Source organism: Micromonospora matsumotoense, from assembly GCF_900091525.1.
Lineage (GTDB): Bacteria > Actinomycetota > Actinomycetes > Mycobacteriales > Micromonosporaceae > Micromonospora > Micromonospora matsumotoensis.
Genome location: NZ_FMCU01000009.1, coordinates 214,550 through 241,441 on the forward strand (window position 1 = coordinate 214,550; position 26,892 = coordinate 241,441).

Genomic DNA, 26,892 nt, shown 5'->3' on the forward strand with positions numbered 1-26,892 from the left:
GACCTGACCCGCCGCCGGCCCCTACCGGCGACGGTGGGTCAGAGACCGAGCTGTCGGCGTACCTCGGCGGCGACGCGACCACCCTCGGCCCGGCCGGCCACCGCAGCCTGAGCCGCCTTCATCGCCGGGCCCATCTGGGACTTGTCGGTGAAGCCGCCGGCGGCGAGCGCCCCCGAGACCAGCTCCGTCAACTCCTGATCGGAGAGCTGCTTCGGCAGGTAGCGGTCCAGCACCACGCCCTCGGCGGTCTCCTTGTCGGCCTGCTCGGCGCGCCCGGCGTCGGCGAACGCGGCAGCCGCCTCCCGGCGCTTCTTCGCCTCCTTGGTCAGCACCGCGAGCACCTCGTCGTCGGAGAGCTCACGCTTGGCCTTGCCGGCGACCTCGGCATTCCCGACGGCGGCCAGGGCCATCCGCAACGTGGAGGTGGTCAGCTCGTCGCGCGCCTTGAGTGCGGCGCGCATGTCTGCGGTCAGGCGGTCCTTCAGCGTGCTCATGGACGCTCAAACTACCCTGGTCGGCATGCGAAAGCGCACACTATTCGGCCTCGCCGCCGGGACCGTCGCCGCCGGAGCGGCCACCCTGGCGTACGCGTCCCTCGTCGAACGCAACATGTTCACCCTGCGCCGGTACGACGTGCCGGTGCTGCCGGCCGACGCCGAGCCACTGCGCGTGCTGCACCTGTCGGACCTGCACATGATGCCCGACCAGCGGCGCAAGCAGCAGTGGGTGGCGTCGCTGGCCGCCCTCGACCCGGACCTGGTGGTGGTCACCGGGGACAACATGGCCCACCCCGACGCGGTGCCCGGAGTGCTGCGCGCCCTGCAACCACTGCTCGACTACCCGGGGGCGTTCGTCTTCGGCTCCAACGACTACACCGGGCCGGTCTGGAAGAACCCGTTCACCTACTTCCTGCCCCACCGGGAGTACGCCGAGGGCGCCGCCCTGCCGTACGAGGAACTGCGCGACGTGCTCACCGGTGCCGGCTGGGCGGACCTCAACAACGCCCGTACCTCGGTCAAGGCCGGTGGCAGGCTGGTCGAGCTGGTCGGCGTGGACGACCCGCACATCGGGCAGGACGACTACCCGGCCGTCGCCGGCCCGGTCACCCCCACCGCGGACCTGTCCATCGCGCTCGCCCACGCCCCGGAACCGGCCCTGCTCGACCAGATGGCCGCCGACGGCTTCGGCCTGCTGCTGGCCGGGCACACCCACGGCGGGCAGGTCTGCGTACCCGGCTACGGCGCGCTGGTCACCAACTGCGGGCTACCCCGCGCCATGGCGAAGGGCCTGCACCGCTGGCCCGGCTCCGACTCCTGGCTGCACGTCTCGGCGGGCCTCGGCACCCACCCCACCGCCCCGGTCCGCTTCGCCTGCCCACCCGAGGCCAGCATCCTCACCCTCACCCCCCGCTGACCCTCCTTCACCCACCCGCTTCGCCTTTCACCCCGCCCCAGCCCCGCTGCCGCGCCTCGCTGGCCTCGCCCGCCGGGACGGAACCGGGCGACGGAGGACCACCGGGGTCCCCCTCGCCGGGGCCGGGGGTACCGAGTTTGCTCGGCGGAGCGGGTGGGCTACTATTTCACCGCACGCCTCGGGGTGTGGCGCAGCTTGGTAGCGCGCTTCGTTCGGGACGAAGAGGTCGTCGGTTCGAATCCGGCCACCCCGACAGAGGTCAGAGGGCACATCCGATCCATGGATGTGCCCTCTAGTGCTTCTGTACAGCAGTGAAGTACAGCAGCAGTCACCGCAGGCTCTCGCCCAGCCGCTTGAGGGCGTCGCGGGTGGCGTCCGAGGACGCCTGCGAATAGATCTCCATCGTCACCGACACCTCGGCGTGCCGGAGCACCTGCATGATGACGCGCGGATGCACGTCCAGGTCGACGAGCAGGGTCGCACAGGTACGCCGGGCATCGTGCACGGTGATCTTCCGAACTCCGGCACGGGCGCAGCGGGCGTCCCAGGAACGGTTGAAGTTGCGCGGCTCGACGGGGGTTCCGTAGCGGGTGGTGAACAGCAGCCGCGAGCCCTGCCAGGCGATGCCCGCCTCATCACAGTCGTTCTTCCTCGCCTGCTGGCGGAGGTCGAGCGCCGCCGCGCAGATGTCCGGCAGCGGGAGGGTGGCGTCCGAGGTCTGCGTCTTGGTCTCCCGGTGCAGCAGTTGGCCGCCCACCCGCTGCAACTGCCAGCCGATCGACAACTCCCCCGCCGCCAGGTCCACGGCGTCCCCGGTGAGGCCGAGCACCTCACCCTTGCGCAGGCCGAGCACCAGGATCAGCACGTACGCGGCGTACAACGGATCGCGGTCGGCCCGCGCGGACTCCAGGAAGCGACGCGCCTCGTCGCTGGTCCACGCCCTGCCCCTGCGGCGACGGACCGGTGGGAGCTTGACCAGGGCGGCGGCGTTGCGGGTGACCAGTTCCTCGGTGGCGGCGTGGTTGAGCGCGGAGCGCAGCACGCCCCGGACGTCCTTGACGGTGCGGGCGGACGGCACGTCGCCGCAGCACCGGCCGAGCGCACAGCAGCGCCTTTTGAGTTCCGGGCGGCGGGCGTCCTTGCCCTGGGCGCAGCACTGGCAGGCGCGGGCCACCTCGTTGATCCAGGTCTGCACGTCGCGCACCTGGAGCCGGTCGAGCCGCTTCCCGCCGAGGCCGGGAATCACGTACAGCCGGAGGATCGTCTCGTAGGTGGCGCAGGTCAGCGGCGCGAGGTTGGGGCGCACGACCTCCCGATGCCAGTAGGACAGGTAGTCGCCGAGGGTGGGAATCCGGGTGGCGACCGGGCCGTCCTTGGCCTGCTGGTGCAGCTTGATCCACTTGTCGTGGACGACCTCCCGGGTCGGGCCGTAGACATACTTGCGGGTCCGCTTGCCGTCGGGCTTGGTGACCCAGACGTACGCGGCGAAGCCGTTGCGGTACGGGAAGATCGAGCCTTCGCCGTTGGCGCGGGTGCGGGCGGGCATCAGGCGGCCTCCTGCCGCTCGACCTGCTCGCGGACGTACTCGTCGACCCACTCGGGCAGGACGCGGCGGTACTTGCCGTCCTTGATGGAGCGCAGCTCGCCGGTGGCGATCTTCATCTTGACCTTGGACAGGCCGAAGCCGAGTAGGACGGCGACCTCGGCGGGCGAGTACCAGCGTGGGGTGAGGGGTCGGGTCATGCCGCCACCCCCGACCACGCTTCGTGGGCGAGTTCTTCCCGGCCGACGCGTTGGCGTTCCCGGCGTTGGGCGGCGGCGGTGTTGGCGAGCAGGGCGTCCCCGTCGGTCAGCCAGCCGGAGCCGACGAAGGCCAGCGTGCTCACGGTGACCATGCCGGAGGTGTCGTCGCTGTCGGCCGTGTCGGTGTGCTCGGTGCGGCGGTAGGCGGCGCGGGTGTCGCGGAGCAGGCCGAAGGTGACCGAGTAGCGGCGGGCCTTGGTGAGGAAGTGACCGCCGTAGCCGAGCATGTGCGCCCAGCGGCGCAGCCCTGCGTACTCGTTCGGTGTGGGGTCAAGGTCGCCTTGGCGGTCTTCTGTCTTCCCGGCTGTCCGGGTGGTGTGGTGCCGGGTGGGGCGGCCGAGTCGCCAGCAGGCGTCGATGAGGCGGGCGAGGTGGTCGCCTTCCGGGTCGGCGTAGGCGTCGACGGTGTCCGGGGTGAGTCGGGTGGAGCAGTGGCCGGTGACCTCGGTGGACTTGGTGGCGTACTTGGCGAGGTAGGCGGCCACCTTGGCGTCGGTCACGTCGCCGTCGCTGGGGCCGATGCGGCGTACGTCGACCTGCTCGCCCCAGGCGATCGGCCAGCCCTGCGGGCGGTCGGGGTGTGGCGGGGTGGTGACGGTGATCTGTCGGGTGGCGGCATGGACGGCGGCGTCGAGGTCGTCGACGGTGACGCCGGCCGGCGGCGGGACCAGGGCGTGCCGGTCGTGCGGGTCGACGCCGTCGAGGCGCAGCAGGACGTGGAAGTGCACCGCGCCCCGGCGCTGCATCTCAGCGACCTTGCCGTGGGACACCCGCACCGGCGGCACCCGGCGGATTCGGCCGGAGTCGGTGACGACCTGGACGTGGGGGATGCCGCGTCGGCGGCACACGGCGGTGAGGTGGCGTTCGATGGCCTGCTTCGTGCGTCGCCACAGTTCGCCGGAGGAGTAGTTCCAGATGACCTGGTGGTCGTGGTCGTAGCAGTCCAGGCAGAGCGGTCGACCGAGTTGCGGATCGTCGGCATCATGGCGGGTGAAGCAGGCAGCGGGCTGCCCGTGTGGGCAGGTGCCGGCGGTGCTCCGGGCACGGCAGGGTGCCGGTCGGCAGTCGCAGCGCCGCCGGTTGGCGCAGGTGTGCCGGGGGATGTGCCGGTGGTGGACCGGGCCGAAGGATGGGGCGGTGAAGGTGGCGAAGACAACCGGGTGCGCGGTGACGGTGGTGGGGATGGTCTTGCCGCCGGTCAGGCCGCAGCGGACGACCTGGAAGGCGTCACCGGCGTAGACCCAGGCGCAGTCGGGGCACTGGGCGGCACGACGGTTGCCGCACGCCTTGTACAGCGTCCGGTCGGGCAGCTCGTCGGTGTGCTGCTCGGCCAGGACCCGGCCGGTGCCGGGTTCGACGGCGGTGAGGGTGCCGGACAGGCGGATCGGGCGGGTGCAGCCTCCGGCGGCGCGGGTGTGCTCCAGCCAGCCGAAGAAGTCCGGGGTGGCGGCGCGGCGCAGGGCCTGGGCGTCACGGCCGGTGGTGAGGGTGGACACGGTTCTCCTCAAGGGGTGGCAGGGGACGGGCGACGAACTACCACCGGACGCCGGAGCGGTGTCCGTCGGTGGTGTTCGTGGTGTCTCCTGGCACCGCCGGAGAGGGCGGCTCACGCCGGAGGGCGGGTGCAGGCCATCGGCCTTGGACCGCCGTTAAGCTGGGTTTCTGGATCTTGGGTGAGGCCGGAACGGGTGGGGTGCCTGGTCGTCGGCTTCCGGTGGTTGCCGCAGGCAATCCCCACCCGTCGAGGTGCGCGAATCCGACGGCCATCGTGGACGGCAGGGAAGGCCGTGCTGGGCCGCGCAGCGGATTCCGGGTCGGCGCAGTGGCCGGTGCGATCGAGAGCCGGCGGGACGTGACCCGCGTCAACGGCAGGAAGGCCGCTCGGTTACTCCGAAGTCGAGTTCAGCGATCCGGCGGGAAGGCCGCGCTGGCGTGCTCGACGAGGGCCAGAGTAGCACCGGGTACCGACACGTCAACCCGCCGTGAAGCAGCAGGGCGGCCGGCTGCCGGCTGGTGTGGGAGGACTTTCTGTACGTCTATCAAGGCGGCCCTGAACGGGCCGCACGCGCCGCCGCCTGGGCGCGCGTCCGTCGCTCCGCTGGCGCTCCGACTCCGGCCACGCAACACGCCCGGCGGGCTGGCGCGGAGGGCGGGTAGCCCGGTGGGCCGCCGGATGACGACAGGCCGTTGCCCGGTGGGGTGGTGGGGGCCGGCAGCCGGCCGGGCCGCGCGGCCAGCAGTCCGCGCGGCGTAGGGGAGCGCACGCCGGGTCCGTCGGCGGCTGCCGGGCCGGGGGTGGGGTTGCGGTTACTGCGCCTCCGGCGGGGGCGCTCCGGCTCCAGGATGGCCGGGGGTCCGTCGGCGGCTTGCGGTCCGTGGGTGGTGGCGGTGGGAGCCATCCCGCCCACCGTCGACCCGGGCGAGCCGAGCAGACCACCGCCCGACCCGCCAGCGTCCGTACGGGCGTCAAGGCCGTCTTGACGTGGCGGGCCGGGCGGCAGCCCGCTCCCCAGAAGGGCGGGTCGACGGCAGACGGGATGGCAGGGTGGTCGAGGAGCGCGTCATTCCCAAAGTGGATCTTGAACTACTACTGGATCATGGCCAGGAACTAGCCTTACGTCTGAATCCGGAACATTTCTATGGCTCAGTTCAAGCAGAAGCCGGACTGCGGCTTGCGCAAGTTCGTCAAGCGGAAAAGAGGCGTTAGTGTGGCCCATGGCTGTTCCGGTAACGAAATCTGCTATTAGATTCCGCCCACCGGACATCGCTATTGCGGCTGCCTGCGCCACAGAGTCGCCACGATCTACTAGCTGACCGAAGTCGGGACTGTCGACGACGTCAGCAGTGCCAACAGCTTGGATCGATATGGCGAAGTTGTCCTGCTGCACCTTAACGTCCGTCATGCGGACTCCCAACTGACGAACCCCATCAATCAGGGTAGTAACCGACACGCCGCGACGTTTCTCGTGCGGAGGTAAATCATTTGACCTAGCGGCGAAGTAGGCGATCCAGCCGTCACCGCGCAGTGCTAGACAGTCCCGATCTACGCCCCAATTCGCCCGTTGCCGCTCGGAGCCGGGCGCGCCGCTTTGGCCGAAAACACGCGCTCCACGAGCTAGCAATCGATCCAGGTTCGCTTCGACCAGGTGACCCAAATTCGGTCCCGACTCTTGCCCCAAAGCGACTACTTCTTCAAGTCGAACATTACGGCCGATTCTGCGCCAGAATTGCACATCATCAGTTACCAAGGTTGCAAGAAGAAGGGAGAGATCCCTGCCCGTTAGCGAGCCTGTTAGGTTTCGATGGGATGGGAAGTTCTCCGCCGCCCCGCCTTGCCCCTCCCAGACCGCCCGGTAAAGACGGCTAAATCGGTTCGCCTGCTCGTCATCCAACATGCCTTCTGCCGCTGCGAGCGCCGACCTGATCGGCTCGGCCTCCAAATTCCCAGCAGCGGAGAAACCTGCGATGGCTGATTCGGTCGCGCCTCTTGCAGCCTGCTCATCAACTAGGCCCAGGCCGCCACGGATGACAGCGTTCGTGAGGACCGAAGTAATCGGGACGCGGGGGGACGCGAATTCCTCGATCGCATCGGGATCCGTGATCAGTGCCCGCGCCTCCTTCGCGGCCATCACCAAGCGCTCATGAGCGGACGAGTCCTGTTCGGACCCGGAGTCATCCAGCGTGAGCATAATCGGGTGGCTTGATGCGATGACCTTAAGGTCGGCTGCCAGCCATTCTGGGTTTGGATTGGTGCGCAGAAAGACTAGCCGCTCGCGCTTCTCGTCTGGCCAGTTCAACACGAGGTCTGGCGCGAAGGTGTGGTTGAAGTACTCAGTCTTTCTGATGCGGGCAGACGGATCGCCGGCCCGCAGAAAATTACTAACACTAGTTTTTAAGGAGTCGATTCGTCGATCCGGCGTGTCGAACTCTAACGCATGACGAAGTGCTGCGCTGAACTCGCCGCTCATTGGGACTCCTCCCCGATGCCCATGAACGCCATCACCCGCTGGTAGTGATCGCTCGTGATTACTAAACCTTCTTGTTCTTCACAGAGAATCAACAGCCATAGGCGATTAGTCAACTCATACACGACTTGGGCCTCTATCTTTAGTTGCGCCTCCTCGGCCGAATTCGTTCCGAATACCCGGTAAATGTTGTCAGCGTGAAGAAGGTGCTTTTTGATCGATTCTGCACTTCGATGTTTATGCCAGTTTTGCGCTTGGAAGGGCGCCCAAGATAACCATAAAAGGTTGTCGCATCGATCTGGCTTCTCCTGAAAAGCCACGTAACATTCGGCGATGAACTTCCGGTACTCGGCAGCCGAGTCCATCTCGTAGCTATACGCCTTGACTTCCGCCATGAATGACTTCTCATGCAAATCGCCGCCCCGGAACTGACCTCCCAAATCAAAGCTGAACGGTTGGCCACCGTAGGGCCACTCGAAATGCAGCAGGTCCTTAAACACCTTGTCGGTGTTTGTGTAGATTGATGCAACACGGGTCGAGTAGTTCAGCCACCGCTTAGCTCTATCGACGCCAATGCTGCCGGTTTGCTGTCGCAGCTCGCCCGCCACCATCACAGGATCATATGCCAGCCCACACACACAGCAACAGGGCTGAAGATCCAACTGGACTCCGGAGGCTGACGGCAACGCTTGCTTGCCGCTCGCTAGCCCGCTTCAAGCCTGCAAGCAGGGATGCTGCGCCTCGCAGGCCCATGGCGGAAGCGCCGCGCCGAGTCCTTGCGAACAGGCGGCTATAATGGCTGGCAGGTCAATGGGCTGAGACCAGGGTTGGTCCTGGTTCCAGTGCTGCTCTTCATGATGGCTGCCTTCATCCTCACTCTGATCTCGACCGCAGTTTTGGCGGAAACGGACGGGGAAGGCAAGGTGATCCCAGTGAAGTTGATCGTTGGCTCTGCTACGTGTGTCCTCGGTGGTCTTGCTACCAACCTGGCGGCATCAGCACTGGTCTGAGCCCATCGATCCTCGCCACAGTGAAGGTGTCCGGGGTACACAGGGGGCACAAGGCACCGTCAAACGTCGTCAAGCAACGACCAACGATGGCAGCCTAAGGAGCCGTGCCAGCAGGGGCCAAACACCGGTCCTGCTGGTGGCGGGCTAGCAGCTCTAAGCTCCGCTTCGAGGTCTAACTGTTGCGCCAGCGGTCGCCTACGGCAGTGCGTGGACATCGACCCACCGGCCTCCGGGAACGTCGATTTCAAACCGGCTCCACTCCCAGCGGGCGTGGCAGACGCCGTCAAGCCGGCCCGACGACCCAACCGTGAGGTCGTGTCTGGACCGCTCCATAGCCTACATTGAACCAGAACCCCGCACGATGGATGACTATGCCCAGGCAGACCCACAGGCTGTCGGAGGTCGATCGAGCGCGACAGGCAGCGGCAACCAGCTGGTGGCAGGTGAAATGCTGCGGCTGCGGCGACGACCAGGCCAACCGGGGTCGCCTTACCTGTAGCTGGTGGACTGATGGCGGAAGGCGGCTTGGATAAGCGCAACAGTGACAACCGGCCTGCTCTGCTACTGGACCCTTCCTTAGCGAGCCTGCTTACGGCCGAAACCTAGCGACTCCAACACGAGCCAGATTCCAGTAGAAGGATTCGCGGGTGGCGCGTCCAGAAGCTTGGCTCGGGCTACAGCATCTGCAATACCCGGTTCGAACTCCGAAAAATCAAGCACAGACTTATCCCATTCTCGGCCTAGGATCTTGCTAAGGCGTTCGCATGCCTTGTCAGCGTTCTCAAGGAACGCGTTATGGCTTGCCTTGTGGAGGATGAGCCATACTTCGAAGCAGGGATTACTCCAAGCGATCCCGACTCCCTTCCGCTGAGCCTCTATCTCAGCTTCGCCCACGTTGTATGAGTCGATGTCGCAAACCGCCCACGCGTGATCGAAATCGTTCTCGCTCCTTCGTCTGGCAGCATCACGGATGACATCTACAGGCGACCCGTTAGTAAAAACGACAACTACGCGCCCCACATGAACCCATGGTAGGTCCTTGAGCGCACCAAAGTATTTTCGCTCCGTTGATTTGCCATTGGTGTCTACCAGGACCGCGATGCGCTGCTCTCTCCGCGCTGGTTGCCTGCGGAGGTCAGTTTCTCGACCGGACCCTACCTGCACTCCGCGTCTTGTCTCTCTGTTACTCCTCCCCATCGCCCTCAGTAGCCTCTCGTGTCGCCAACGCCCGCTCAAAAAGGTACGTAGAGATGTCTGGTACGCCGCCGTAGTTGCCGTTCAGGTATCGCCTTTGCCGATTCTCGCCCTCACGACGTGGCTTGAAGTCGGTCAGAGGATAGACAGAGGAAGTGCCGTCCTTCGCCTTCTCGGTGAACCAAATCTCGTCTCGGCTTAGCACCTCCTCGGTGTCGAACGTGCCCAGCAGGGTAGCATCATGGCTCGTGAAAATCAGCTGACTATGAGCCGGATTAGTGACCGGGCTTTGGAAAAGCCCAATTAGCTTTGCTGTAAGCATAGGGTGAAGGCTGGCATCTATTTCGTCCACCGCCAGCACGCCGCCCCTATTCAGAACCCATGAGGCGTCGATCGCCAAGTCGAGAAGCTGTTGAGTGCCCGTCGACTCGTCCTGGTAGCCAAGAATGGCGAGGCCAGTGGGACCCCTGTGCGTGAAGAGCAGGCGCTTGCGAGGGCGTGCGGGTGTCGTTACGGGACTGTCTGCATCTACGTCATCGAGTTCAAACAGTTCCTGGGGTGGATCGCTATGCACCGTGACGTCAACAATGCCGACGTCCGCTGCGCGTAGAAGGTCAACGATGGCGGCACGGTCATCGCCCAAGTCAGACCAGACTGCACCGAGGTTTCTTGGCCGCAATCCGGGTCGTGACCTTATCCGGGTCCGAAAGAACCATCTGTAGACATCGTGCAGCGGTTGAGGCTCGTCTCGATCTGCGCCCTCTGCGCGACGATTGAACCTGGCTATCGTCGAAAGAAAGAGGGCGGTTGGGGCTGTAATGGCGGCAACTCGCTCAAGGTCGTTTCTCTTGCTTTCCTCTCCCCAGGTGAAGTTGTCGCCTTCGCGTTCGAAGACCCGCCTCTTCTTCTTGAGTGGATAGTGGAATAGCCACTCTTCGACTACGCGGTCGTCGTCAACCGTGAACCCGTATGTGTGCCGGACTCCATTGAGATGAAGGTCCACAGTGTAGCGAGATGGCGTCTCGGCTACCGCTGGATCCAGCCGAAAGGGCTCTCGGTTTGGGGAGATGCCGAGGCCAGGCTCCACTGCTCGGTCGGAATAAATGGCCATTCTTCGCATGTAGGACAAGGCGTGTAGCAGGTTCGACTTGCCAGAAGCATTTCCACCGAAGATACCCACAACCCGGACGGATAGCCTTGAATCGGGCGATTCGCCGGCGGGTGCATAGACTGGCGTGAAGTTGAGTTGCTGTTCATCGGCGAAGGACCGGTGGTTGGCGAAGCGGAAACTTAGCAGCATGTGACCTGTCCCCCCCTTCCTGTAGGGGCCTAGTGCCCTTCTGTGCGAGTTAACCACGCAGAAGAGGGCTTGGACACGTTACTAGCAAGATCTTTATCTTACTCTGCCCGTTGAGCACTCAAGCGAGCCAGGTCATCGTTCAACCGCCCCTCTGGCGACGGCGTCGCCGGGAAGGCGGTCGACAGCAACGCCGCCAGACACAGGCATATCAGACAGCTTGGAGACGGACGCAACTCCGAGCTGTCGGCCGTTGTCAGGCATGGGCGGACCTGTTGCATAGAGCTTGTAAACGAGGCGTCGGTCAGCGAGAAAGCAGCAGAAGCTCTGATCGGGGTCGGTGCCGAACGTCGACCGACGGCAACCCGCACCCCTGCTCCCCGACACGTGCCGCTACCACTCCGCAGCCGCCGACAATCGGTCCGCATCCCCCCGGCGGTGTTCCCCAGAGTTCCGGAGGGTCAGCGACCCACACGGATGCGGTCGGCGGCGTACAGCTCGCGGGAGCCGTCGGCGCGGAAGATCACGATGACCGGGATGCCCTCGCCCATCTCCAGTTCCCGTCGCTCGGCAGGGGTAGGCATCCGGGCGGTAGCGGTGTCGCCCTTGAGGAGAGTCACCGTTTCGGTCGGCTCGATAGCGCGGACGAACGTGCCGCGTGGCGGTTCCACGATGACGAGCCCTTCCGACCGGAGCAGCGCTACCGCTTGTCGGACGCTCGTGCGACTCAGCCCGTACTCCTGAGCCAACCGCAGCTCGCTGGGCAGTGAGGCCCCGGGCGCGAGGGCACCAGAGGTGATCCGGTCTCGCAGGAGGTCTGCGAGCTGCCGGAACACGGCGCGATCCGCACTCGGGTCGATCACGAAAGTGACGCTACGTGTCCAACAGTTCTACATCTTATTGTATCTACAGTCCTACGTCGTTACGGTGATATGAGCCGTGGCGTTGACCCCAGAGGCCGGCCCGGCACCCCGACCACCAGGACAACCGAAGGGAGAACCAGTGCCTCACGTCTCGTACGAGGAGTACCTGACAGCCGTCGCGCTCACCCTGTCGAGACGACACCGACCGGTCTGGTCCTGGAAGCGATGGCGGACGGTCTGCCGATGCGGTAGCGAGCTGCCCTGCCACGCCACACACCGGATTCCGATCAGCCGAGACCACTGGCCCTCTGAACACAGCCAGGCCGAGGCCCCACCATCCGATCAACCGGCCACCCGGGAGACACCGCGATGACCACACACCTACCGCTCACCCCGGACTGGACCTGTGGCGGCTGCAATACCGAATGGCCCTGTCACACCCGTCGTCAGGAGTTACGAGCGGAGTACGACCGCGCCCCGGTGTCGCTGGCCCTCTACCTGGCCGCCCAGTTCGTCGACGCCGCCCAGGACCTGACCCATGTCCCCGCAGGCAACCTGCACTACCGATTCCTTGGCTGGATGCGATGAGCATCCTCCGACTCGGTGGAGACAGCTCCTCGTCTGGCACCAGCAGTACAGCAGCGAAGTACAGCAACCGTGCCAGCCTCACCCGACCTGGAGGTGCCCCAGCAGGCCACTTGACCTCGCATCGAGCCCGATCCGACCGGCTCGCCGCCAGTTCGGGACGAAGAGGTCGTCGGTTCGAATCCGGCCACCCCGACAGAGGCAAGAGGGCACGTCCGATCACCGGATGTGCCCTCTGGTGTTTCCGGACCACGGTCGGTCGGGTCAGCCATGGGCTTGCACCAAGAGGCAGACAACCCGCGACGACGATGCGGACAAGGCAGGAGAACCCCGCACAGCACAGCAGGCCGAAGCTGGCGTAGTTCCCGAACTTCACCAGCCGTTCGTAGGCGCGACGGCCTCGATCGGGCCGCTGACCGTCGACCCGGGCCCCCGGGTGCTGCGAGACACCTGCCACCTGCCCGGGCGGTATGCCTGCCGGGCATAAACATGACGGATGGGCATACGTGTTCTCAGCGAAGGTGTCCCGGCCCAGGTGACTCACCGTGCGGAGCCACCACCGGCCGAGGAACAACGCCCGGCCGCAACGACGGCGAGGAACCGTACAGTGAGGGTCGGCACCGGGAGGAGCGCCATGCCCACTGTCGACCCCGTCGTGCTCACCCTGCCGTTCCACGGCACCTGGCTGGTCCAGAACAGCCCCGCCCGGCGGGTGCCCAGCCACGGCACCGACCTCTTCGCCACCACGTACGCGATGGATTTCGTGGCGGTGCGGGGGCGGCGGACGGCGACCGTGCGTGACTGGCGCACGGTGCTGGCGACCGAGCCGCCGCAGCGGTTCCTCGCCTTCGGGCGGCCCGTCCTCGCCCCCGCCGCCGGCCGGGTGGTGTCGGTGCACGACGGCGAGGTGGACCACGAGGCCCGTCGGTCGCCGTTCACGCTGCTGTCCTACGCCCTGACCCAGGCGGCCCGGGTCCGCCGGGGCGCGGGCGCCGTCGCCGGCAACCACGTGATCATCGAGCTGGCGGACCGCCGAGGGTACGTCCTCCTGGCTCACCTGCGCGCCGGGTCGATCCGGGTGGCCGTGGGCGAGGCGGTCGGTGTCGGGCAGGACCTGGGCGACTGCGGCAACTCGGGCAACTCCACCCAGCCGCACCTGCACCTACAGGTGATGGACGCCGCCGACCCGTACGCCGCGCGGGGCGTGCCGATGTCCTTCCGGCATTACCGGGTGTGGCAGCGGTCCGGCGGCCCGCCGGTCGACGTCGCCGGGGGACTCCCGGGCGAGGCGGAGGTGGTCGAACCGCAGTGACACCTCACCCGACGGCATCGGCGTCACCATCGGCACCGGCCAGGGCCACACCCGGGGTGCCCACGCCGCGCCCCGCGCCGATCGAACCGCGCCACGCGCCGGTCTCCGTGCCCCGTGCCTCCAGGTAGGACTTGAACCGTTCCAGGTCCGCCTCGGCCTGCCGGGCCACCACGTGCAGCCGGTCCGCTGCCTTCTCGGCCAGCCCGTCCGGCTCGTACTCCAGGCACAGCAGCACCCGGGTGCGGTCGGCGTCGATCCGCTGGAAGTAGACCGCCCCGGCGTTCGTGACGCCGTCGGTCGCCGCCCAGGCGACCTTCTCGTCCGGCACCTGTTCGAGCACCGTGGCGTCCCACTCGCGCCGCACCCCGGCGATCCGGGCGACCCAGAGCAGCCGACGGTCGCCGAGCTGGCGGACCTCCTCGACGCCGGCCATGAAGTGGGGGAACTCCTCGAACTGGGTCCACTGGTTGTAGGCGGTGCTGACCGGGACGCCGACGTCGATCGACCTCTCGACCCTGGTGGTCATGGCATTCCTCCTCACTCCGGTCGAGTCGGCTCGCCGGGAGGGACCTGGTCCTGGGGGTGCAACGACCGGTACCCCGGGGACGACCGCGCCAACCCGGGCAGCGAGCCGGACGACCGGGCCAGCGAGGCGGGGCCGGTGCGGCGCGTCGGCCCCGCTTTCCTGGCAAGGTGTACGCCATGTCTGCGCTGCTCCGCCCCCGGATGTCCGACTGGACGGTCGTGGTGCCCGTCCTCGCGGTGGTGCTGCTGCTCGTCACCTGGAACCGCGAGCTGCCGGGCCTGCTGGTGGCGGTGGTCGCCGCGTTCCTGGCCGGCGCGGTGCTGGCGGCCGTCCACCACGCCGAGGTGGTCGCCCACAAGGTCGGTGAGCCGTACGGCTCGCTGGTGCTCGCGGTGGCGGTCACCGTCATCGAGGTCGCCCTGATCGTCACCCTGATGATCAGTGGCGGGGACAAGACCCAGGCGCTGGCCCGGGACACCGTCTTCGCCGCCGTGATGATCACCTGCAACGGCATCCTCGGGCTCTCCCTCCTGCTCGGCGCGCTCCGGCGGCGGGTGGCGGTGTTCAACCCGGAGGGCACCGGTGGGGCGCTGGCCACCGTGGCGACCCTCGCCACCCTGAGCCTGGTGGTGCCGACCTTCACCACCAGCAAGACCGGCCCGGAGTTCTCCCCCGCCCAGCTCGCCTTCGCCGCCGTGGCCTCGCTGGCGCTGTACGGGCTGTTCGTGATGGTGCAGACCGGCCGGCACCGGGACTACTTCCTCTCCATCACCAGCGACGGCAGCGTGGCCGACTCCGACGGCGACGGGCACGCCGATCCGCCGTCGACGCGCACCGCCGTGATCAGTCTGGTGCTGCTCGTCGTCGCCCTGGTGGCCGTGGTCGGGGACGCGAAGACGGTCTCACCCACCATCGAGGCCGGGGTCGCCGCGGCGAACCTGCCGCAGTCCTTCGTCGGGGTGGTCATCGCGCTGCTCGTCCTCCTGCCGGAGACCCTCGCGGCGGCCCGTGCGGCCCGCCGGGACCGGGTGCAGATCAGCCTCAACCTCGCGCTCGGCTCCGCGATGGCGAGCATCGGCCTGACCATCCCGGCGATCGCGGTCGCCTCGATCTGGCTGGACGGGCCGCTGCTGCTCGGCCTGGGTGGCACCCAGCTGACCCTGTTGGCGTTGACCGTCGTCACCGGCGTGCTGACCGTGGTGCCGGGCCGGGCCACCGTCCTGCAGGGCGGGGTGCACCTGGTGCTGCTCGCGGCGTTCGTCTTCCTCGCCGCCAGCCCCTGACCCGACGTCGACCCCGTAGCGGCCGGACGACGGTGACCGGCAGGACCGCCGTACCGCCGGCGACCCTGGTCAGTCGTCGTGGCGTTCGGTGCGGGCGACCTCGGCGAACGCCGCCTCCAGGCAGCCGGCGAACGGCACCCCGGTCACCGTGAGCAGATCGCACACCAGGAGCGGGGCGTGCCGGGCGACGGCGGTCGGGTCGGGCGGGGTGTCGTCGTCACCCGGGTCGTAGACACCGAGCGCCCCGGCCAGCAGCACCAGCACCACCTGCGGGTCGACGTCGGGTTGCCAGGTCGCGGCGGCCCGGACGCAGCGCTCCAGCACCTGCCGGACGTCGTCGCTGTCGAGCCCGTCGGGGTGGGCCTGTTCCAGCAGGAGCCGGACCACCCCACCGACGACCAGCCCGGCGCGGTCGGCACCGGCGAGCCGGAGCACCGCCCGGTCGTACGCCGCGTCGTCGCGGGCCTGCGCGGCGTCCACCGCCTCGGTGGCGGCCACCGCGATCTCGCGGGCCGGGGCGGGCAGGTGTCGCCAGGTCACCGTCACCGGCCCAGCATGGCAGAGCCGACCGACACCACCCCCGCCCGCACCGGCCCCCGCCCGGCGGACGTCGAACGCCGGACAGCGCCGGCCGGGACAGACACACCCGAGGCGGCACGGAACCGACCGGCTCGAGGCCGGGCGAAACAGCAGGGGGGCGAAAACGGGTCGACCGCCCCGGGCTGGGCGGCGGCTCCCGGTGCGAGGAGTCGCCGGCCGTCCCGGGACGGTCGGACGATGACCGGAGTACGCCCCTCAACGCTCCGGTCACCGCGGGTCCGTACGGGCCGTATCCGGCCCCGACGGTCAGCAGTACGTGTAGCTGCCCTTGCTCCCCCACGTGCAGGAGTCGATCCCGGTACCGGCGGAGTTGCGCAGGTAGGCGGTGTCGCCGGTGTTGTTCCAGATGTAGTTCCCGGAGCCCCAGTACCGGTGGGTGGAGGTGTTGGTGCCCTTGCCGGTGTGAAGGTAAACGCTGGCGCCCTTGGCGAGCCGGAAGTCGCCGGAGAACGTGTAGACGTGGCGGGACTTGTCGCGCAGCGTCCAGGACTTCAGGTTCAGCGTCGAGCTACGCCGGTTGGTCAGCTTGACGTACTCGGCGTTGAGGCTGGTGTTGGAGCGGTTGTCGGTGCCCGGGGAGTTGTAGTAGACCTTCGTGATCTCCACGGCCGGCGTCGCGGCCTGGGCCGGCGCGGCGATGGTCAGCGAGCCGCCGACGGCGACGGCGAGCGCCACGGCGAATCCGACGAGCCTGGTGTTCTTCACACGTTCCCCCACAGGTTCACGGGCCGACGTCGAGCGGACGTCGCCACGGAAAGTGGGCCGAGGCTATCCGTACCGACCGGCAACTGTGGACTCGAAAAGCGTGGCGGCGGCAAACACGTCCGCCAGTCCGGCAGTGGGACCCTAATGGCGATCATGGATGACGCGATCGTCCGGCGGAGGCGTCCCTTCCACCGACCCGCACTCCCCCGCCGGGTGGAGCAGGGCGACCAGTCGGGGTCGGGTCCAGTGCCCGACGACCCCCGGTCGGCCGGCCAGGTAGTCGATCGTCTCGGACGACGACCAGCCGTGCGCCTCCCGCAGCCCGTCGGCGATCATCCGCAGGTAGACCGGGGCGGGCGGGGTCCACGCCACGTCGGACGCCCGCCCCGGCGCGGTGAAGGTGAGCATCGGCAGCCCGTCGGAGGTGCCGACCCGCAGCAGGGTCTCGTACCGCCCCGGGCCGAGGGTGGCCCGGCCACCGGCCACCGCCTCGTCGAGCGCGGGCAGGTCGTCACCGGGTGGCCGGTACATCTCCTGCGCGGCGAGGTCGGCGAACTGGGCCCGGGTCAGCAGGTAGCCTCGGGCCGCCGCGACGCCGGGCAGCTCCGGGTCGTAGAAGGCCATCCCGCCGGTCCAGGCCCGGGACTCCCCGGCGAAGTAGATGCCGCCGGGGATCAGCACCGGCAGGGTCCGGCGCGGTGGTCGGCAGTCCCGACAGCCGGGGTACGACCGCAGCCCGCCGGGCGGCCGGCCGCCGGAGAGGTACCAGCCGAGCCGGGCGGCGTGCAGGTTCGACCCGTAGGCGACGTACCAGAGCAGTTCCACCCCGCCCCCTCCGCCGCATCCGGGCCTCCCACGCTATCGCCCACAGGCCCTGTCCACACCCTGTGGATGAAACATGTGTACGAACGAAGTGATCTTGATGTGGCCCACTGCTCCCCGCTGAGTACGCTTGATCGCAGCCCCCGGCACCCGCCGGGCCCCTCTCACCTGGAAGAACGTGGATCACGAGCGAGTCGTCCGGGACGTCACGGTCCGCCTGCCGATGGCGTCGACCGCCGCCGAGGCGTGCCGGTGGACCGTGACCGCACTCGCCCGGTACGTCCCCGCCACGATCTCCGTCCTGCTCCAGGTCCACGACCGGCTCCGCTGTGTCGCCGCGACCGGCGCCTGGCAGGTCTTCTCCGCCGTCGGGCCCAAGTCGGGCATCGTCGGCCGGGTGTACGCCTCCGGCGAGGGCGCCACCGTCGGTGACGTCACCGCCGACCCCGACTACCTGCCGTTGCGCCCCGACGTCACGGCCGAGATCTGCGTACCGGTGCGGGACCCGGCGGGCCGGCCGATCGGCGTGCTCGACCTCCAGTGGAGCGGGCCGGTGGAGCTCGGCCCGTGGCGGGAGACCGCCGAGCGGCTCGCCGAACGACTCGGGGCCCGGATCGCGGAGCTGGGCGGGCCTCCCGCCGAGAGCCGCAGCGAGCAACTGCTCCGGCACGCCACCGCGATGACCTCGGCCCCCACCGACTGGGACCTGATGACCGCCGCGCTCACCGCCGCCCGGGAGGTCTCCACCCTCTCCACCGCCGTGCTGGTGCTCGCCGGCCGGCACGGCCCCCGGCTCGGCGCACCCACCGGGGTCCCCACCGAGTGGGAGTCGCGGGTCCGGGCCGCCCTGGCCGACGCCTCGACCGCGCAACTCGATCGGCTCGTCGCGCGGGCCCACCGGTACGGCGCGGCGTACACGCTGGGTGAGGCGGGATGCCCGCCCACCGAGGAACACCTCGCGCTGGCCCGTGCCGGGGTGCGCACCCTGGTGTCGGTGCCGGTCGGCCCACCGGAGGGCGGCGGGGTGCTGCTGGTCGCCGACGAGCGGCTGCTGCGCCCCGACCCGACCACGGTCAACCTGATGGAGCTGCTCGCCGGGCAGGCGTGGGCCGCGCTGGAGCGGCTGCGCACCCTGGCCCAACTCCGGGAGCAGGCCAGCCTGGACCCGCTCACCGGGCTGCGCCACACCGGCACGTTCGGGCGGCGGATCGCGGCGGCCACCCCCGGGCGTACCGCGCTGCTCGCCATCGACGTGGACGGCTTCAAGACCGTCAACGACACCTACGGTCACCAGGCCGGGGACCGGCTGCTGGTGGGGCTGGCCCGCGCCCTGGAGGCGGCGCTGCGGCACGGCGACGAGCTGTACCGCACCGGTGGGGACGAGTTCGTCGCGGTGATCGAGGTGGCCCACCCCGACGAGGCGGTCCGGATCGCCGAGCGGCTCACCGAGGCGGCCCGCCGCACCGGCCGCACGATCAGCGTCGGGGTGGCCCTACCCCGGCCCGGCGAGCTGGCCGACCGCACCCTGCACCGCGCCGACCAGGCCCTCTACGCCGCCAAGAACCGGGGTCGGGACCGGGTCCAGCTCTCCACCCCCTGACACCGGGACAGACCCGCGCCCGCCCCCGACCATCGGCGGGGCCGGTGAGGCGGCCGGTCAGGAGCGGGTACGGGGCCTGACCACGAGTTCGGCGATCTGGGCGGTGTTCAGGGCGGCACCCTTGCGCAGGTTGTCACCGGTGACGAAGAGGTCGAGCGCGCGCGGATCGTCGACGGCCCGGCGGATCCGGCCGACCCAGGAGGGGTCGGTGCCGACCGCGTCGATGGGCATCGGGAACTCGCCGGCGGCCGGATCGTCGACCAGGATCACGCCGGGGGCGTTGCGCAGCGCCTCCCGGGCCCCCTCGGCGTCCACCTCGGTGGCGAAGACCGCGTGCACCGCGACCGAGTGGCCGGTCACCACCGGCACCCGTACGCAGGTGGCGGAGACCTTCAGGTCGGGCAGGCCGAGGATCTTGCGGGACTCGTTGCGGACCTTCATCTCCTCGGAGGACCACCCGTGGTCGGCCAGCGACCCCGCCCACGGCACCACGTTCAACGCCAACGGTGCCGGGAAGGGGCCCAGGTCGTCGCCGACCGCCTGCCGGACGTCGCCGGGCCGGGAGCCGAGCACCCGGTCCCCGGCGATCTTGCCGAGTTGCCGGTGCAACGCGTCCACCCCGGCCTGACCCGCCCCCGACACCGCCTGGTACGACGCGAGCACCAGCTCCCGCAGGCCGTACTCGCGGTGCAGCGGGGCGATCGCCACGATCATGGTCAGCGTGGTGCAGTTGGCGTTGGCGATGATCCCCTTGGGGCGGTGGTCCACCTGGTCCGGGTTGATCTCGGGGACCACCAGCGGGACGGCCGGGTCCATCCGGAACGCGGCGGAGTTGTCGACGACCACCGCACCCCGGTCGACCGCGATCGGCGCCCAGCGCGCCGCCACCTCGTCGGGCACGTCGAAGACCGCCACGTCGACGCCGTCGAACGCCTCGGGGGTGAGCGCGCCGACGGTCAGCTCCTCGCCCCGGCAGCGCACCTTGCGCCCGACCGAACGGGCCGAGGCCAGCAGCCGGATCTCGCCCCAGACGTTGCGCCGGGCGGAGAGCAGGTCACACAGCACGGTGCCGACAGCCCCCGTCGCCCCGACCACGGCCAGGGTGGGCTGCGGTGCCACCGGGGCTACCGTCCTGTTCCCGCGTACACCACGGCTTCGGAGTCGCCGCCCAACTCGAACTGGTCGTGGATCGCCCGGACCGCCCGGTCGAGGTCGGTGTCCCGGCAGACCACGGAGACCCGGATCTCCGAGGTGGAGATCATCTCGATGTTGACGCCGGCCGCGCCGAGGGCGGCGAAGAACCCGGCCGCGACGCCCGGGTGCGAGCGCATGCCCGCACCGATGAGCGACACCTTGCCGACGTGGTCGTCATAGAGCAGGCCCTTGAACTTGACCGGCTCCTGGATCTTGCTGAGGGCGGCCATCGCGGTCGGGCCGTCGGCCTTGGGCAGGGTGAACGAGATGTCGGTGCGCCCGGTCCCCTCGGTGGAGACGTTCTGCACGATCATGTCGATGTTGATCTCGGCACCGGCCACGGTGTCGAAGATGCTGGCGGCGGCACCCGGCTCGTCGGGCACCCCGACGATCGTGATCTTCGCCTCGCTGCGGTCGTGGGCGACCCCGGTGATCAGTGCCTGTTCCACGGAAAGGTCCTCCATCGATCCGGTGACCATCGTGCCGGTGTTGGTCGAGTATGACGAACGGACGTGGATCGGCAACCCCGCCCGGCGGGCGTACTCCACGCTGCGCAGGTGCAGCACCTTGGCGCCGCAGGCGGCCAGCTCCAGCATCTCCTCGTAGGTGATGTGCCGGATGTGCCGGGCGTTGGGCACGATCCGCGGGTCGGCGGTGAAGATGCCGTCCACGTCGGTGTAGATCTCGCAGACGTCGGCGTGCAGCGCGGCGGCGAGCGCCACGGCGGTGGTGTCCGAACCACCCCGACCCAGGGTGGTGACGTCCTTGGTGTCCTGCGAGACGCCCTGGAAGCCGGCCACGATCACCACCGCGCCCTCGTCGAGCGCGCCCTTGAGCCGCCCCGGGGTGACGTCGATGATCCGCGCCCGGCCGTGTGCCGAGGTGGTGATCACCCCCGCCTGCGAACCGGTGAACGAGCGGGCCTCGTACCCCAGGTTGTGGATGGCCATGGCGAGCAGCGCCATCGAGATCCGCTCCCCGGCGGTGAGCAGCATGTCCAGCTCACGGCCCGGCGGCAGGGGGCTGACCTGGTTGGCCAGGTCGAGCAGCTCGTCGGTGGTGTCGCCCATCGCGGAGACCACCACCACGACGTCGTCACCGGCCTTGCGGGCGGCGACGATCCGCTCGGCCACCCGCTTGATCCGCTCGGCGTTGGCGACGGAGGACCCGCCGTACTTCTGCACCACGAGTGCCACGACGGCGCACTCCCTCCCAGCGACGACCCTGAGCGTGCCGACGCCGCCGGCTGAAGTCCGGCGGCGCGTGTCAGACCACCCCAGGGTATCGGGCGGTACGCGAGAGCGGGTCGGGTGATCCCACCATCCGGCCGAACCCGCTGGCCGACGCGAGGTTCCCGGCCGGTGGGGGAGGGCCACCGCGACCTGCGCCGACGCTGCGGCGCAGTGCCGGGTCACGGTCTGCGCGACCAGCCGGGGAGGTGGCCGGGACCGGGTTGATGCCCCGACACGCCGATCGGAGGCGGGATTCGCGCGGGGCTGTCGCCGTCGGCAACCCGGCGCAGAATGACCCGGTGCATGACCACCCCCGCCCGGTCCGCCGGCCGATCGGCGTCCTGACCCTGCTCCTGCCCGTGTCGTCGGTGCTGGCGTTGCTGGCCGGCTGCGCCGCCGACGGCCCGACCGCGCCGCCGACCGGACCGCCCTCCGATCCGGCACCCGCCCCGGCGGACACCGCCCGGGACGAGCTGGCCGCGTTGGCCGCCGCCGCCCGGGACCGGCACCTGACCGCCCGGTACACCCTGTCCGGCACCGACGGCCCGACCCGCGACATCACGGTGACCAGCGCCAACGACGGCAGTTGGCGGGTGGACGTGCCCGGGGGCGCGCTCGGTGGGACGGCCGACGTCGCGCTCGTCGCCACCCCGGACGGGCTCTTCCAGTGCGCCCTGCCCTCGGCCGGCCACTCCGGGCCGGCGAGCTGTGTCCGGCTCGGCGACCGGGACGACGCGGTGCCACACCGGCTGGACCCCCGGGTGCAGCACCCGTTCACCGACTGGCTGGAGGTGCTCACCGACCGGCGTACCGCGCTGTCGGTCTCGGTGGCGACGGCACCGCCCGGGGTCCCCGGGAGCTGTTACGCGGTGGAGAGCACCGCCGCCTCGCTGACCCCGCCGCTGGACGTGGGGATCTACTGCTACCAGCCCGACGGCACCCCCACCTTCGTACGGGCGGCGCTGGGCACGTTGACCCTGGCCGGCCCGCCCGGCCCGGCACCGGACACGGTGCCGCTGGCAGGGCCGGTGGTGGCCGGCGAGCCGCTGGGGCAGCAGGCGGAGCAGGCCTCACCGAGCCCCGGAACGCCCTGAACCTTCTGGGCGTTACGGGTGGCCTTGACCACATTTGCCAGGGTGGGGCAATCGGTCAAATCTCCCATACGGGATTCTCTTCGGATGGCTGATCTCACCCCGTTGCTCGCCTTCCGCTGGAGCCCTCGGGCGTTCCACCCGACCGCTGCACTGACCGGCGACGAGGCCGCCTCCCTGCTGGAGGCGGCCCGCTGGGCCCCGTCGGCCGGGAACGTGCAGCCGTGGCGGTTCGCCCTCGGCCACCGCGACGACGAGACGTGGAAACGCATCCTGGTCAGCCTCGCCGAGGCCGACCAGGGCTGGGCCCGGCACGCCGCCGCGCTGGTGGTGGGCGCCCACACCGGAGGCGACCCGGAGCGGTACGCGTACGACCTGGGCCAGTCGATCGCCCACCTCACCGTCCAGGCCACCGCCCTCGGCCTGTACGCACACCAGATCCGTGGCTTCGACCGGGCCGCGCTCGCCGCCGACCTGGACCTGTCACCGGGAATCCGCCCCCTGGTGGTGACCGCCGTGGGGCGGCTCGGCGACCCGTCGGCCCTGCCCGGGGAGCTGCTGCGCCGGGAGACCGCCCTGCGGCACCGGCACCCGGTCCACGCCCTGCTGCTGCACTGACCACCGGAGTGTCCCCGCCGCGCCGGTGGTGATCCCGGCGGGTGCGATCCGGATCTCAGAGTCCGGACCCACCTTCCCACCCCCAGTCTCATCACGTAGGGTCACTCTGTCATGTGGCAGGCGTACCTTCTCCTTGGTCGCCGCGACGGGGCCTGACCGGCCGGCACCCCGTCGCGGAGTCGAACCGCGCCGTCCAGCAGATCCGAACCTCCTCTCGGCACCCGTCCGGGCATCGCCGCCCGACACCCGCCGACACCTTCGAATGCTGACGCCACCTGACCCACGGGAGCACTCCGTCATGGCTCAACCTGTCACCGACGCCGAGACCGACCAGTTCGCCCGGCAGCGTCCCAGCCGGATGCCGTACCAGCGCTACCAGCCCTACCACCAGCAGTTCCGGATCGACCTGCCGGACCGCACCTGGCCGACCCGGCACGTCGAGGTCGCGCCCCGCTGGTGCGCGGTCGACCTGCGCGACGGCAACCAGGCCCTGATCGACCCGATGTCACCGGAGCGCAAGCGCCGGATGTTCCAGCTGCTGGTGCAGATGGGCTACAAGGAGATCGAGGTCGGCTTCCCCTCGGCCAGCCAGACCGACTTCGACTTCGTCCGGCAGCTCATCGAGCAGGATCTGATCCCCGAGGACGTCACCATCCAGGTGCTCACCCAGTGCCGGGAGCACCTGATCGAGCGGACCTTCGAGTCGCTGCGCGGCGCGCAACGGGCCATCGTGCACTTCTACAACTCCACCTCCACGCTCCAGCGTCGGGTGGTCTTCGGCCTGGACCGCGACGGCATCACCGACATCGCCACCCAGGGCGCCCGGCTCTGCCGCAAGTACGCCGAGATCCACACCCCGGACACCGACATCTACTACGAGTACTCGCCCGAGTCGTACACCGGCACGGAGCTGGAGTACGCGGTGGAGGTGTGCGGCAAGGTCATCGAGGTGATCGACCCCACCCCGGACCGCAAGCTGATCATCAACCTGCCGGCCACCGTCGAGATGGCCACCCCCAACGTGTACGCCGACTCGATCGAGTGGATGCACCGGCACCTGCCCCGCCGGGACAGCCTGGTGCTGAGCCTGCACCCGCACAACGACCGGGGCACCGGGGTCGCCGCCGCCGAGCTGGGCCTGCTGGCCGGCGCGGACCGGATCGAGGGCTGCCTGTTCGGCAACGGTGAGCGCACCGGCAACGTCGACCTGGTCACCCTGGGCCTCAACCTCTTCTCCCAGGGCATCGACCCGATGATCGATTTCTCGCACATCGACGAGGTCAAGCGGGCCGTCGAGTACTGCAACCAGCTGCCCGTGCACGAGCGCCACCCGTACGCCGGCGACCTGGTCTACACCGCCTTCTCCGGCTCCCACCAGGACGCCATCAAGAAGGGCTTCGACGCCCTGACCAGGGACGCCGGGGCGGCCGGGGTGCCGATCGACGAGTTCACCTGGGCGGTGCCCTACCTGCCGATCGACCCCAAGGACCTGGGCCGCACCTACGAGGCGGTCATCCGGGTCAACTCGCAGTCCGGCAAGGGCGGCGTCGCGTACATCATGAAGACCGAGCACCAGCTCGACCTGCCGCGCCGGCTCCAGATCGAATTCTCCGGCGTCGTCCAGCAGGTCACCGACCACGACGGTGGCGAGGTCGAGCCGGGCACCATGTGGCAGATCTTCGCCCGCAACTACCTGCTCGACCACCAGGTCGACCCGGCCGTCACGCTGGCCGGCTACACGATCGGCACCGTCGACGGCAAGGTCGAGATCGAGGCCCAGGTGGTCGTCGACGGCGCGGCGCGCACCCTCACCGCCGTCGGCAACGGCCCCATCGACGCGTACGTCAACGCGCTCCACTCGGTGGGCGTGGCGGTCCGCGTGCTGGACTACCACGAGCACGCCCTCTCCTCGGGCGGCGACGCCCAGGCCGCCGCCTACGTGGAGTGCGACATCAACGGCCAGACCGTGTGGGGCGTCGGCACCGACCCCAACATCGTCACCGCCTCCATCAAGGCCGTCACCAGCGCCACCAACCGCACCCGGCACTGATCGCACGACCCGGGGCTCGTGGTCGTCGCCGGACGATCCCGGATCACCACGAGCCCCGGGCCGGCTGCCGGTCCTTGGCGGCACGGCCGACCGCGCCCACCCCCGCCACCGGCCGGCCACCCCGCCGCGCTCGGCCACCCCGCCGCGCCCATCCCGCCACGGGCCGGCCACCCGACGCTCTCGCCCGCTACGCGCCCCTGGTCGACGGCGCGGCCCGACCCGGCGCGCGGTCCGGGGACGGCGGACGGTGGACCAGCAGGGCGGCCAGCAGCGCGCCGCCGAGCAACAGCCCGGCGCACCAGGCCATCGCGCCCCGGAACGCGTCGGTGAGGGCGGTCGCCTGCTCGTAGCCGCTGCCGGACAGACCCACCAGCAGCGGCAGCGCGGCCACCGCCAGCAGGCCACCGGTGCGGGACGCGGCGTTGTTGAAGCCGCTGGCCACCCCGGCGAACCGGTCCGCCACGGCGGCCAGCACCGACGCGGTCAACGGCGCCACCACCAGGGTCAGCCCGATCCCGAACAGCAGCACCCCGGGCAGCACGTCCCACCAGTACGACGCCCCCGGCCCGACCCGGCGCAGCAGCAACAGACCACCGGCGGCGGCGACCGGGCCGACGGTCAGCAGCAGCCGGGGGCCGATCCGCGCCGACAGCGCCCCGGCCCGCGCCGAACCGAGCAGCAGCAGCACCGTCATCGGCACGGTGGCCAGCCCGGTCCGCAGCGCCGACCAACCGACGACGTTCTGCAGGTAGACGGAGAGGAAGAAGGTGAACCCGCTCAGCGCGGCGTAGACCAGCACGGTGAAGACGTTCAGCACCGAGAAGAGCCGGCTGCCGAAGAGCGTGGTGGGCAGCATCGCCCCCTCGCCCCGATGCCGCTCCAGCAGCACGAACGAGACTGCGGCGAGGACACCGACGCCGGCGGCGAGCAGCACCGACCAGGAGCCGACCCCGCGTACCGGGGCGTCGATGAGGGCGTAGGTGAGCCCGGCCAGGGCCAGCGCGCCGAGCAGCGCACCGGCGATGTCGAACCGCCGGCCGGCACTGCGGGAGACGTTCTCGTCGCGGCTCTCCGGCACCCAGCGCATCGCCGCCAGCAGCACGCCGACCGCCAGCGGCAGGTTGATGAAGAAGATCCACCGCCAGGAGAGCGCGTCGACCAGCCAACCCCCGACGAACGGCCCGAGCGCGGTGGACACGCCGGACAGCCCGGACCAGGTGCCGATCGCCCGACCCCGGTCGTCCGGGTGGAAGCTCGCCTGGAGCACCGACAGCGAACCCGGGGTGAGCAGCGCCCCGCCCGCGCCCTGGAGGAACCGGGCGGCGATCAACTGGTTGGTGTCCTGGGCGAGGCCGCACAGGACGGAGGCGACCGCGAACCAGACCACTCCGATCAGGAAGATCCGCCGCCGGCCGAACCGGTCCCCGAGCGACCCACCGAGCAGCACGAAGGCCGCCAGCATCAGCGCGTACCCGTTGACCGTCCACTGGAGACCGGCCACGGTGGCGTCGAGGTCCGCACCCAGGCGGGGTAGTGCCACGTTGACCACGGTGCTGTCCAGGAACACCATGCCGGAGGCGAGAATCGCCGCGAGCAGCGTCCCCCGTCCGGCCGTAGTACGGATACGGAGCGCGTGAGCGGGTGCCGTCATGGGTACCAATCTGCACGCCCGCATCCGGAGACGCCACGAAACGCAGAAACCGTGCTTGGGTACTGTGCGGGATCGCCG

At 69.6% G+C, this 26,892-nt stretch carries 25 protein-coding genes and 1 tRNA gene; 10 read left to right on the top strand and 16 right to left on the bottom strand.

Translation table 11 applies throughout. From position 1 onward, the window contains the following. Positions 1-38: 38 nt before the first annotated feature. The gene (locus tag GA0070216_RS19370) at positions 39-494 is read right to left on the bottom strand and encodes a GatB/YqeY domain-containing protein (RefSeq protein WP_091247763.1); all 456 of its coding nucleotides are present in this window, start codon (positions 492-494) and stop codon (positions 39-41) included. A gap of 25 nt (positions 495-519) precedes the next feature. Here GA0070216_RS19370 and GA0070216_RS19375 point away from each other — a divergent pair, with 25 nt between their 5' ends. After that, positions 520-1,413, top strand: coding sequence for a metallophosphoesterase (locus GA0070216_RS19375; protein ID WP_091247765.1), 894 nt, complete (start codon positions 520-522; stop codon positions 1,411-1,413). 179 nt (positions 1,414-1,592) lie between these two features. After that, positions 1,593-1,666: transfer RNA gene (locus GA0070216_RS19380), tRNA-Pro, on the top strand. 75 nt (positions 1,667-1,741) lie between these two features. Here the strand turns inward: GA0070216_RS19380 and GA0070216_RS19385 are convergent. The 5 genes from GA0070216_RS19385 to GA0070216_RS19400 form a co-directional block, all read right to left on the bottom strand. Next, positions 1,742-2,959, bottom strand: a complete 1,218-nt coding sequence (locus GA0070216_RS19385) for a tyrosine-type recombinase/integrase (protein ID WP_091247767.1) — start codon at positions 2,957-2,959, stop codon at positions 1,742-1,744. After that, positions 2,959-3,156, bottom strand: a complete 198-nt coding sequence (locus tag GA0070216_RS19390; RefSeq protein WP_091247981.1) for an excisionase family DNA-binding protein — start codon at positions 3,154-3,156, stop codon at positions 2,959-2,961. The genes GA0070216_RS19385 and GA0070216_RS19390 overlap by 1 nt, the downstream gene beginning before the upstream one ends. Next, positions 3,153-4,712, bottom strand: coding sequence for a replication initiator (locus GA0070216_RS19395; RefSeq protein ID WP_091247770.1), 1,560 nt, complete (start codon positions 4,710-4,712; stop codon positions 3,153-3,155). Before GA0070216_RS19395 ends, GA0070216_RS19390 begins: the two co-directional genes overlap by 4 nt. 1,065 nt (positions 4,713-5,777) lie before the next feature. Further along, positions 5,778-7,184, bottom strand: coding sequence for a hypothetical protein (locus GA0070216_RS33880; protein WP_141723136.1), 1,407 nt, complete (start codon positions 7,182-7,184; stop codon positions 5,778-5,780). Then, positions 7,181-7,792 carry a hypothetical protein gene (locus GA0070216_RS19400; RefSeq protein WP_141723137.1) on the bottom strand — a complete coding sequence of 204 codons (612 nt, stop codon included), beginning with the start codon at positions 7,790-7,792 and terminating at the stop codon, positions 7,181-7,183. The genes GA0070216_RS33880 and GA0070216_RS19400 overlap by 4 nt, the downstream gene beginning before the upstream one ends. A 231-nt stretch (positions 7,793-8,023) precedes the next feature. On the opposite strand from GA0070216_RS19400, the gene GA0070216_RS35595 reads away from it, so the two are divergent. Then, on the top strand, positions 8,024-8,191 hold the full coding sequence (locus tag GA0070216_RS35595) for a hypothetical protein (protein WP_176739046.1): 168 nt from the start codon (positions 8,024-8,026) through the stop codon (positions 8,189-8,191). Positions 8,192-8,767: 576 nt separating this feature from the next. On the opposite strand, the gene GA0070216_RS36635 is transcribed toward GA0070216_RS35595, so the two are convergent. The 3 genes from GA0070216_RS36635 to GA0070216_RS19415 all read right to left on the bottom strand — a co-directional run bounded on the left by GA0070216_RS36635 (position 8,768) and on the right by GA0070216_RS19415 (position 11,545). Beyond that, the gene (locus tag GA0070216_RS36635) at positions 8,768-9,388 is read right to left on the bottom strand and encodes an RloB family protein (protein WP_091247774.1); all 621 of its coding nucleotides are present in this window, start codon (positions 9,386-9,388) and stop codon (positions 8,768-8,770) included. Beyond that, a complete protein-coding gene (locus GA0070216_RS19410) occupies positions 9,375-10,685 on the bottom strand; it encodes an AAA family ATPase (RefSeq protein ID WP_091247776.1) in 1,311 nt (436 codons plus the stop codon). The genes GA0070216_RS36635 and GA0070216_RS19410 overlap by 14 nt, the downstream gene beginning before the upstream one ends. Positions 10,686-11,143: 458 nt before the next feature. Beyond that, the gene (locus GA0070216_RS19415; protein ID WP_091247778.1) at positions 11,144-11,545 is read right to left on the bottom strand and encodes a GntR family transcriptional regulator; all 402 of its coding nucleotides are present in this window, start codon (positions 11,543-11,545) and stop codon (positions 11,144-11,146) included. 369 nt (positions 11,546-11,914) lie between these two features. On the opposite strand from GA0070216_RS19415, the gene GA0070216_RS19425 reads away from it, so the two are divergent. Both GA0070216_RS19425 and GA0070216_RS36180 read left to right on the top strand, forming a co-directional pair. Next, positions 11,915-12,133 carry a flavin reductase gene (locus GA0070216_RS19425; protein WP_091247781.1) on the top strand — a complete coding sequence of 73 codons (219 nt, stop codon included), beginning with the start codon at positions 11,915-11,917 and terminating at the stop codon, positions 12,131-12,133. A 631-nt stretch (positions 12,134-12,764) separates the two neighbouring features. Beyond that, positions 12,765-13,442 (top strand): M23 family metallopeptidase, encoded by a 678-nt coding sequence (locus tag GA0070216_RS36180; protein ID WP_091247783.1) that lies wholly within the window; start codon positions 12,765-12,767, stop codon positions 13,440-13,442. Positions 13,443-13,446: 4 nt separating this feature from the next. Here the strand turns inward: GA0070216_RS36180 and GA0070216_RS19435 are convergent, their stop codons facing one another. Continuing rightward, positions 13,447-13,968, bottom strand: coding sequence for an SRPBCC family protein (locus GA0070216_RS19435; RefSeq protein WP_091247785.1), 522 nt, complete (start codon positions 13,966-13,968; stop codon positions 13,447-13,449). 176 nt (positions 13,969-14,144) lie between these two features. Between GA0070216_RS19435 and GA0070216_RS19440 the strand changes: the two genes are divergently transcribed. Next, complete coding sequence (locus tag GA0070216_RS19440) at positions 14,145-15,251, top strand: calcium:cation antiporter (protein WP_091247787.1); 1,107 nt, start codon at positions 14,145-14,147, stop codon at positions 15,249-15,251. 69 nt (positions 15,252-15,320) lie between these two features. Here GA0070216_RS19440 and GA0070216_RS19445 read toward each other — a convergent pair whose 3' ends face one another. The 3 genes from GA0070216_RS19445 to GA0070216_RS19455 all read right to left on the bottom strand — a co-directional run bounded on the left by GA0070216_RS19445 (position 15,321) and on the right by GA0070216_RS19455 (position 17,381). Then, positions 15,321-15,797: a hypothetical protein gene (locus GA0070216_RS19445; RefSeq protein ID WP_091247789.1), complete on the bottom strand. Its 477-nt coding sequence runs from the start codon at positions 15,795-15,797 to the stop codon at positions 15,321-15,323. Between the two features lie 300 nt (positions 15,798-16,097). Beyond that, on the bottom strand, positions 16,098-16,556 hold the full coding sequence (locus GA0070216_RS19450) for a lamin tail domain-containing protein (protein ID WP_245722592.1): 459 nt from the start codon (positions 16,554-16,556) through the stop codon (positions 16,098-16,100). Between the two features lie 141 nt (positions 16,557-16,697). Further along, a complete protein-coding gene (locus GA0070216_RS19455) occupies positions 16,698-17,381 on the bottom strand; it encodes a histone deacetylase (protein ID WP_245722593.1) in 684 nt (227 codons plus the stop codon). Positions 17,382-17,556: 175 nt separating this feature from the next. Between GA0070216_RS19455 and GA0070216_RS19460 the strand changes: the two genes are divergently transcribed. Beyond that, complete coding sequence (locus tag GA0070216_RS19460) at positions 17,557-18,978, top strand: GGDEF domain-containing protein (protein ID WP_091247989.1); 1,422 nt, start codon at positions 17,557-17,559, stop codon at positions 18,976-18,978. Between the two features lie 57 nt (positions 18,979-19,035). On the opposite strand, the gene GA0070216_RS19465 is transcribed toward GA0070216_RS19460, so the two are convergent. Continuing rightward, positions 19,036-20,097 (bottom strand): aspartate-semialdehyde dehydrogenase, encoded by a 1,062-nt coding sequence (locus GA0070216_RS19465; RefSeq protein WP_091247791.1) that lies wholly within the window; start codon positions 20,095-20,097, stop codon positions 19,036-19,038. A 5-nt stretch (positions 20,098-20,102) separates the two neighbouring features. After that, positions 20,103-21,368, bottom strand: a complete 1,266-nt coding sequence (locus tag GA0070216_RS19470) for an aspartate kinase (protein ID WP_091247793.1) — start codon at positions 21,366-21,368, stop codon at positions 20,103-20,105. 335 nt (positions 21,369-21,703) lie between these two features. On the opposite strand from GA0070216_RS19470, the gene GA0070216_RS19475 reads away from it, so the two are divergent. From GA0070216_RS19475 to leuA, 3 genes are all read left to right on the top strand, one after another. Beyond that, the gene (locus GA0070216_RS19475) at positions 21,704-22,498 is read left to right on the top strand and encodes a hypothetical protein (RefSeq protein WP_245722594.1); all 795 of its coding nucleotides are present in this window, start codon (positions 21,704-21,706) and stop codon (positions 22,496-22,498) included. Positions 22,499-22,582: 84 nt separating this feature from the next. Then, positions 22,583-23,113 (top strand): nitroreductase family protein, encoded by a 531-nt coding sequence (locus GA0070216_RS19480; RefSeq protein ID WP_091247795.1) that lies wholly within the window; start codon positions 22,583-22,585, stop codon positions 23,111-23,113. Positions 23,114-23,411: 298 nt separating this feature from the next. Then, on the top strand, positions 23,412-25,163 hold the full coding sequence (gene leuA / locus GA0070216_RS19485) for a 2-isopropylmalate synthase (protein WP_091247797.1): 1,752 nt from the start codon (positions 23,412-23,414) through the stop codon (positions 25,161-25,163). Positions 25,164-25,350: 187 nt separating this feature from the next. Here the strand turns inward: leuA and GA0070216_RS19490 are convergent, their stop codons facing one another. Further along, a complete protein-coding gene (locus GA0070216_RS19490) occupies positions 25,351-26,814 on the bottom strand; it encodes an MFS transporter (RefSeq protein ID WP_091247799.1) in 1,464 nt (487 codons plus the stop codon). Positions 26,815-26,892: the final 78 nt, after the last annotated feature.

Bases quoted from the DNA above. Each gene is read 5' to 3' on its own strand.
- GA0070216_RS19370 (WP_091247763.1), bottom strand. From the start codon at position 494: ATGAGCACGCTGAAGGACCGCCTGACCGCAGACATGCGCGCCGCACTC.
- GA0070216_RS19375 (WP_091247765.1), top strand. From the start codon at position 520: ATGCGAAAGCGCACACTATTCGGCCTCGCCGCCGGGACCGTCGCCGCC.
- GA0070216_RS19385 (WP_091247767.1), bottom strand. From the start codon at position 2,959: ATGCCCGCCCGCACCCGCGCCAACGGCGAAGGCTCGATCTTCCCGTAC.
- GA0070216_RS19390 (WP_091247981.1), bottom strand. From the start codon at position 3,156: ATGACCCGACCCCTCACCCCACGCTGGTACTCGCCCGCCGAGGTCGCC.
- GA0070216_RS33880 (WP_141723136.1), bottom strand. From the start codon at position 7,184: ATGAGCGGCGAGTTCAGCGCAGCACTTCGTCATGCGTTAGAGTTCGAC.
- GA0070216_RS19400 (WP_141723137.1), bottom strand. From the start codon at position 7,792: ATGGTGGCGGGCGAGCTGCGACAGCAAACCGGCAGCATTGGCGTCGAT.
- GA0070216_RS36635 (WP_091247774.1), bottom strand. From the start codon at position 9,388: ATGGGGAGGAGTAACAGAGAGACAAGACGCGGAGTGCAGGTAGGGTCC.
- GA0070216_RS19410 (WP_091247776.1), bottom strand. From the start codon at position 10,685: ATGCTGCTAAGTTTCCGCTTCGCCAACCACCGGTCCTTCGCCGATGAA.
- GA0070216_RS19425 (WP_091247781.1), top strand. From the start codon at position 11,915: ATGACCACACACCTACCGCTCACCCCGGACTGGACCTGTGGCGGCTGC.
- GA0070216_RS36180 (WP_091247783.1), top strand. From the start codon at position 12,765: ATGCCCACTGTCGACCCCGTCGTGCTCACCCTGCCGTTCCACGGCACC.
- GA0070216_RS19435 (WP_091247785.1), bottom strand. From the start codon at position 13,968: ATGACCACCAGGGTCGAGAGGTCGATCGACGTCGGCGTCCCGGTCAGC.
- GA0070216_RS19440 (WP_091247787.1), top strand. From the start codon at position 14,145: ATGTCTGCGCTGCTCCGCCCCCGGATGTCCGACTGGACGGTCGTGGTG.
- GA0070216_RS19480 (WP_091247795.1), top strand. From the start codon at position 22,583: ATGGCTGATCTCACCCCGTTGCTCGCCTTCCGCTGGAGCCCTCGGGCG.
- leuA (WP_091247797.1), top strand. From the start codon at position 23,412: ATGGCTCAACCTGTCACCGACGCCGAGACCGACCAGTTCGCCCGGCAG.
- GA0070216_RS19490 (WP_091247799.1), bottom strand. From the start codon at position 26,814: ATGACGGCACCCGCTCACGCGCTCCGTATCCGTACTACGGCCGGACGG.